The organism is Haloferax sp. s1 (assembly GCF_058382125.1).
Window position 1 is genome coordinate 1 of the sequence record NZ_JBZRPK010000185.1, and the last position, 1,680, is coordinate 1,680.

The following is a 1,680-nucleotide window of genomic DNA, read 5'->3' on the forward strand; positions in this document are numbered from 1 at the left end:
CCAGTGGCGAGTGAGTCGACGGCGCGTCGGGTCGTCGCTGCGGTCGAACACCGCCCGTGAAGCGTGTCGACGAAGACGGCCACGGTGCCGGGTTCGAGAGCATCGTACGCGCCCGCGACAAGCGATTCAGCCTCCGCAGGGTCGCGTCCCGCGAACGCGTCGCCGACGAACACGAGGTCGAACCCGGAGACCGGCGGCTCCCTCGGGTCGCCTGCGACGAGTTCGACACCGGCGCGCGAGAGGAGCGGCCGGACGACCTCGACCGTCTCGGGGTCGTCTAGAAACGTTACGTCGTGGCCGCGAGCGAGGAACTCGCGGGCGAAGGCCCCCGACGCGCCCGCGAGGTCGAGGACGCGGGTCGCATTGGATGCCTCGCGGACCGCGGCAGTCACGCACGCCCGGACGACCGACTCGTCGGTGGCGTCGTGTGCGCCAAGTCGGTTTCGAAGCCAGTCGTCGGGGAACGCTGGCGGCTCGCCGGTCGCCATCGCCTCCGGCAACTCGGTGTACAACGAGAACGAGTCGAGTGCGTGCGGGAGGCGACCGATAGAGCGAACGTCGCGCTTGGCGAGAAAGCCGAGGGCGCGATTCGTGATTTCGTACTCGTCGTCGACGCGCTTGATGAAGCCCATCGAGGCTAGCGCTTCGACGGTGATGCGGGCCGCACGCGGTTCGATACCGGCGATATCGGAACGGCCTCGGCAGTTCCGGCACTGGTCGTGAGTGCGTCGATGACGCCGCTCTCGCGGGCAGCCCAGAGTAACGCAAGCGATTCGACCGACGACTGTGACCGGTCGCGGGTAGGCATGGTCGCACCGACGGGGTGCAAAAAGAAAGGTCGTTTCGTGTTGGTGAGTGGTGCTGTACTCGATTTACCAAGCGGACCACGCCGACGAGGTCTGGTCGCGGGCGTAGACGCGCTTTGCATCCTTCGCGTACACCATGTCGCCGGGGTGGTCGAGTTTGCCGTGGCGGTATTCGGGGGCGTCCGAGCGGACGACGAGACCTTCGATTTCCACTTCTTCGTCGCCGAAGGACTCCGTCTCGCCGACGACGAACTCGTAGTCGCCGGGGACGTTGACGGTGACGCTCCGAGTCTCCTCACGCTTGCCATCCTTCGGATGGATGGTGACGTTCACGCCGACGTTGTCGACCACGCGGGTCCAGACGGTCTTTGTGTCTTTCACCATCGCTTCCTCGGCGCGCTCTTCGGCACTGACTTCGATGCCCGTGATGCGGACGAGTTGAATCGCCTCGGCTGTGTCGACGATGAACTCCTCGCCGAGGGCGATGGTCGCTTCGGCGGGGGCGGAGACGTCCGTCGAGACGGACGACCCGTCCTGCGAGACGACGACGTTCATGTCGATTTCGTCGGGGAGTTCGACTTTCTCTTTGTGGACTTGGCCACATTCGGTACACCGGACGGTCGAGTGACCGCCGGGCTTCAGCACCTCGTGAACGGTGGGTTCGTCGGGCGAACACGACGGACAGGAGAGGGGGACGCGTTCGCCGGCGTCGGGTAGGCTCATAGCAGTCGTTAGCCCATCAGGCCGTAAAAAGCCGCCTTTCTCCTCGTGCGCGTGGGAGTCGGAGGCGGGGTTCGGGGTTGGACATAGTCCGGTGCGTTTTTTTATTGGTTATTCGACGTGTTTGATATGGCTCCCCCGACTCGCCGTCAGT

The 1,680-nt window shown here is 65.1% G+C and carries 1 protein-coding gene and 1 pseudogene; both read right to left on the reverse strand.

Annotated elements, in window-relative coordinates:
* Window positions 1-808: pseudogene (locus QT222_RS01475) on the reverse strand (class I SAM-dependent methyltransferase); the annotation flags it as partial.
* A 64-nt stretch (window positions 809-872) separates the two neighbouring features.
* Window positions 873-1,529 carry an HVO_0476 family zinc finger protein gene (locus tag QT222_RS01480; protein WP_004057955.1) on the reverse strand — a complete coding sequence of 219 codons (657 nt, stop codon included), beginning with the start codon at window positions 1,527-1,529 and terminating at the stop codon, window positions 873-875.
* Window positions 1,530-1,680 lie beyond the last annotated feature (151 nt).

What these genes read in the sequence shown, in the direction of transcription:
- QT222_RS01480 (WP_004057955.1), bottom strand. Translation starts at nt 1,529, where the DNA reads ATGAGCCTACCCGACGCCGGCGAACGCGTCCCCCTCTCCTGTCCGTCG.